The organism is Salipiger sp. HF18 (genome assembly GCF_011806505.1).
Classification (GTDB): domain Bacteria; phylum Pseudomonadota; class Alphaproteobacteria; order Rhodobacterales; family Rhodobacteraceae; genus Salipiger; species Salipiger thiooxidans.
Genome location: NZ_JAATOS010000320.1, coordinates 1 through 4,601 on the forward strand (window position 1 = coordinate 1; position 4,601 = coordinate 4,601).

General features: G+C 66.3%; 5 protein-coding genes. 1 reads left to right on the top strand and 4 read right to left on the bottom strand.

Going from position 1 to position 4,601, the window contains the following annotated elements; genetic code table 11:
- From HC022_RS19445 to HC022_RS19460, 4 genes are all read right to left on the bottom strand, one after another.
- Positions 1–1,009, bottom strand: a 1,009-nt coding sequence (locus HC022_RS19445; RefSeq protein ID WP_167453522.1) for an iron-siderophore ABC transporter substrate-binding protein, incomplete at its 3' end; no start/stop codon positions are given.
- 73 nt (positions 1,010–1,082) lie between these two features.
- Complete coding sequence (locus tag HC022_RS19450; protein ID WP_167453523.1) at positions 1,083–3,194, bottom strand: TonB-dependent siderophore receptor; 2,112 nt, start codon at positions 3,192–3,194, stop codon at positions 1,083–1,085.
- 240 nt (positions 3,195–3,434) lie between these two features.
- A complete protein-coding gene (locus HC022_RS19455; protein ID WP_167453524.1) occupies positions 3,435–3,740 on the bottom strand; it encodes a hypothetical protein in 306 nt (101 codons plus the stop codon).
- 142 nt (positions 3,741–3,882) lie between these two features.
- Positions 3,883–4,371 (bottom strand): Rrf2 family transcriptional regulator, encoded by a 489-nt coding sequence (locus HC022_RS19460; protein ID WP_167453525.1) that lies wholly within the window; start codon positions 4,369–4,371, stop codon positions 3,883–3,885.
- Between the two features lie 126 nt (positions 4,372–4,497).
- Here HC022_RS19460 and HC022_RS19465 point away from each other — a divergent pair.
- Positions 4,498–4,601, top strand: a 104-nt coding sequence (locus tag HC022_RS19465; protein ID WP_167453526.1) for an AsnC family transcriptional regulator, incomplete at its 3' end; no start/stop codon positions are given.

The window sequence follows — 4,601 nt, forward strand, 5'->3', positions numbered from 1 at the left end:
CCGCCTTCGCGGCCGAGGGCACCACGGTCGCGGGGTCGCCGTCGAGCGCAAGCGCGAAGGGCTCCTCGAGCCGCTCGAGCGCGTAGGGCAGCGACAGCACGCTGCCAAAGGACATGGCGCCGGCGATCAGCTCGTCGGCAAAGACCTCGCGGCCCTCTGCATAGGCGCCGAGCGTGCGCCGCATCGCCAGCGCCACCAGATCCGCTGCGCGCTCGGCCGACGAGATCCAGACCAGCAGGTCGGCGTCGATAGGCGACAGGTCCTCGGGCGAGAGCGTGGTGTAGAAGCCGTCGATGGCGGCGGTCTCGGCCAGTGCGTCGGGGGCACGGAACCCGAGTTCCTGCAGGAAGCGCGCGCGGGTGTCCTCGGCCATGAAGGCGCCGGTCTGACCGCCATCATGCCAGGCGGCGACGGCGGTGCGCCCGGCCCAGTCGGGATGCCGGTCGCGGGCCGCGGCGAACGCGGTCTCGACACCCGAAATCAGCGCTTCGGCCTTGTCCTCCATGCCCAGCGCCCGTCCGACGGTGCGGGTTTCGGACTGCCACGGCGTGCCGTAGGTCGAGAACTCCTCGGACTGCATCAGCACCGGTGCGATCTGGCTCAGCATCGCGTATTCCGCCTGCGAGATGCCCGACCCGGTGCCGAGGATCAGGTCCGGGGCAAGGCTGGCGACGGTCTCGATCGAGACCTCGCCGGTCATCATCACGGGCTTGGCCTCGCCGAGGTAGGGCTGCGCCCAGGGCCAGACCCCGTAGGCGTAGTCGCCGTACCAGTAGCGCGTACCCACCGGAGCCACGCCGAAGGCCAGCACCGTGTCATGGGTGTTGTAGCCCAGCGAGACCACCCGCCGCGCCGGACGCTCGAGCACCGTCTCGCCGTAGGCATGCACGAAGCGCAGGCCGCTCGCCTGTGCCATTGCCGCGGGCGCGGCCAGCAGCGAGCCGGCTCCGGCGAGAAGGCCCCGGCGGCTGATCCGCGACGGGGCTTTGGGGGTGTGGGCCGAGCTCAAGGCATCTCTCCTCTGGCGTCTCTGGCATCTGCGGCGAGGGAGAGGGGAACCGGGTGCGGTGCCCCCTTCCGGGTCACCACTTGTATTTCAGCGCGGCGCGGATGGTGCGGCTGTCGCCGTAGTATTCCGTCCCGTAGTAGTTGGTCGTGACGTATTCCTTGTCGAAGAGGTTCGACACGTTCATCGTCAGGTCGATGTCATCGGTGAGCGCGTATCCCAGCGCCGCGTCGACCAGCGTGTAGCTGTCCACGTCCACGGTGTTGGCATCGTCTCCCCAGGTTTGGCCGACGAAGCGCACGCCAAGGCCCAGCGTCAGGTCGCCGCGCCGCCCGGCACCGGGGATGGTATAGTCGGCCCAGAGCGAGGCGATCTGCTCGGGCACCCGCGCGGGGCGGTTGCCGTCATTGCCCGAGGTGCCGTCCTCGAGGATCTCGGCGTCCCAGTAGGAATAGGCGGCGGTCATGTTCAGGCGCTCGTTGAGCGCGACCTTGCCCTCGAGCTCGATGCCGCGCACGCCGATCTCGCCCACCTGCCGTTGCACGGTCGGGCTCACGTAGGTGTTCACGTTGGTCTGGGTGAGGTCGAAGATCGCCGCGGTGAAGAGCGCGTTCATGCCCTCGGGGCGGTACTTCATGCCGATCTCGTACTGCCGGCCCTCCTTGGCGTCCTCGGTCAGGTCCCAGACGTTGGGCTCGAAGCTCTCGGAGTAGTTGCCGTAGAAGGACAGGTTCGGCGTCGCCCTGTAGGTCAGCCCGACCCGCTTGGTGAGCGCGGTGAAGGTCTCGTCCTCGGTGCTGCCGGTGCCCGGGTAGTGGATCGACACGTCGGCGTGGTCGTAGCGCAGCCCGAAGGTCGCGATCCACTGCTCGGCGAAGGTCAGCTCTTCCTGCAGGTAGATCGACTTGGTGGTCTGCTCGGGCTCCCAGTCGACGTAGTCGTAGAGCGTCACGCAGGAGCGGCCGCAATACGAGATGTCGTTGATGTCGATGCCGTCGGCGGTGCCGGATTTCGCCACCTCGTTGACCTTGTTCCAGGTGTATTCGAGGCCGAGCAGGGTCTTGCTCTTCACGTTGCCGAACTGCGCATCATACTGCAGCTGGTTGTCCCAGGCGAACTGCTCGCTGTCGGAGTGGACGGCAAAGGACGTGCGGTCGAGGGACGGGTCGAGCTGGGCGCCGTAGACCTGCTCGTATTCCATCTCGAACCAGCCGTAGCGGGCGTTCGAGCGGACCTTCAGCCCGTTGCCCAAATCGTGGCGCAGGGCGAAGCCGAGGTTCTTCTCGATGGTGTTGAGCTCGTTGAAGTCGGGCTCGCCGAGGAAGGTGTCGATGTCGAGATCGGCGCCCTCGGGAAAGCCGGTGCCGGGCACGCCGTCGCGGTCGTTGTAATTGGCGAAGAAGGTCAGCTCGGAGGCATCGCTCGGGCGGTAGGAGAGCGCGAGGCCGAGGTACGTCCGGTCATCGTCGGAATGGTCGTAGGAATAGGCCCCGTCCTGCCACTTGGCGGTGACACGGTAGCTCCATTCCTTGTTCTGGCCGAGCACGTCGCCGAAATCGGTGCCGATCTCGCTGTAATCCTCGCCCACCGTGGTGTGGACCTCGCCGAAGCGATAGAACTTCGGCGCCTTGGTGACCTGGTTCACCAGCCCGCCCGGCGCGTTGAGCCCGAAGAGCGCCGAGTTCGACCCCTTGAGCACCTCGACCCGCTCGAAGGCGTAGGGTTCGCTGCGCGAGAAGGTCCAGCCGAAGCCCCGCACCGGCAGCCCGTCGCGGAAGGTGCCCATGGAGAGCTCGTCGAAGCCGCGGATGCGGTAGGCGTCGTAGCGGTCGTCGGCGCCCCACTCGTCCACCGTCACGCCGGCGGTGTAGGCGAGGATGTCCTGCAGGTTCCCGGCGCCCCGGGTCTCGATTTCCTTCTGGGTGATGACAGAAACCGAGGCGGCGCTGTCCATGATGTCGGTGTCGATCTTCGAGCCGGTGGACTCGGTGCCGGCCACCAGCGTCTCGCTGTCGTCCCCGGTGGCAACGTAGAGCGTGCCGAGATCCTCATAGGCGGTCTGCGCGAGCGCGGCGGCGGGCAGGATCAGCGCGGTGCAGGAGAGCAGCACCGGCAGGGCGGCGCGTCGGCTGCGGGGAAAACGCGAGAAAAGCGCGACGGGACGCGCTTGGGCGGGCAGATGCGACATGTGGTCGGAGTCCAGCGTTCGGGGTGTGAGTGTCCGGCTGGGCCCGCGGGCAAGCGCTCGCGACGCGGGATAGTCTGGCGGGACGAATGGGCCAATACCCGAGTCTTTTACCAAGTTACTGCGGAATGAAAAGCAGGTCGTGGAAAGGCGGGGGCCGACGATGTGTCATTCCTGCACCGTGCCCCTTGCAAGGGCGCTGTCAGCGCGCCTTTCTGTGGCTGTCTTCGCGTGCCGGTGGGCTCAGTGCGGCGTCGTCGCGTCGCCGTCTTGCGCGTCGTTCTCGTCGGGCGGGACGGTGGCCGCGTAGAGTGCCCCCAGCAGCAGCGCCGGGGTCAGAAGCCAGGCGAAGATCGCAAGCGCCACCCCGTCGCACGCCGCCCAGACCGTGATGCCGGTGGCGATGCCGAGCCCGCCAAAGGCCGATGCGATGCCGAAGCCCACGCCGTGCGGCAGGGCGCGTCTTGCCTCACGGGGCTCCTCTTCAGACGCCGACGATCCCCGACCCTTGGGGCCGCTGGTCACCTCGCAAAGACCTGTGACAGCCACAGGCGGGGTCCTGGAAAAACGTGCTTCGGACATCTGGGGCACCCTTCGTGTTCGCTACAACCTCACAATAACACAAAACACCAGTGATATAGTCGTCTTTTGGTAGCATGGCCCGTTCGTTGTGCACGGCCCGCTTGGAAAATCATTCTCCTGCAATCTCGTCCGGGGCCGCGTTCCTTGTGCCTCCGGGCTCACCAAGCGCCTTGCCCGCGACCACCGGGTCGCGCAGCAGGTCCTGCAATGTCAGCGACTCGATCAGCAGCAGGTAGCTCCAGAAGATTTCGCCGAAGACCCGGCGGAGCTGGCAGGTTTCCTCGTCGTCACAATCCTCGCAGCGCCGGTAAGAGCGGCGCGACAGGCAGGGCAGCGGCGCGATGGGGCCGTCGATCTGTTGCAGGAGATCGCCCAGCGACACCTTCGACGGCTCGCGGATCAGGAAGTACCCCCCTGCCCGGCCCCGGCGCGCGCCGAGATAGCCCGCCTTGCGCAGATCCAGAAGAATATGATCGAGGAATCGCTTCGGCGCGCCGGTGCGCTGCGAGACCTCTTCGATGGTCAACGCCGCGCCCTTTTCGAGCGCCCCGAGCGTCATCAGCGATTTCAACGCATATTTGGTCTTCTGGGTGATCATATCACGAGTAAATCACCAAATTCGTGGCTGGAGAAGTCGTCATTTGGTTAATTCACGATAAACTCGGTAGACTTATTGTTAATTTGAGGCATCCTCGGAGCACCGACACGCAAACGAGGCTGACCGATGGAGCTGGACCGTATCGACCGCAAGATCCTTGCGACCCTCATGGCCGATGCCGCGACGCCGCTGGCGCGGCTCGCCGATCAGGTCGGGTTGTCGCAGACGCC

Bases quoted from the DNA above. Each gene is read 5' to 3' on its own strand.
- HC022_RS19450 (WP_167453523.1), bottom strand. From the start codon at position 3,194: ATGTCGCATCTGCCCGCCCAAGCGCGTCCCGTCGCGCTTTTCTCGCGT.
- HC022_RS19460 (WP_167453525.1), bottom strand. From the start codon at position 4,371: ATGATCACCCAGAAGACCAAATATGCGTTGAAATCGCTGATGACGCTC.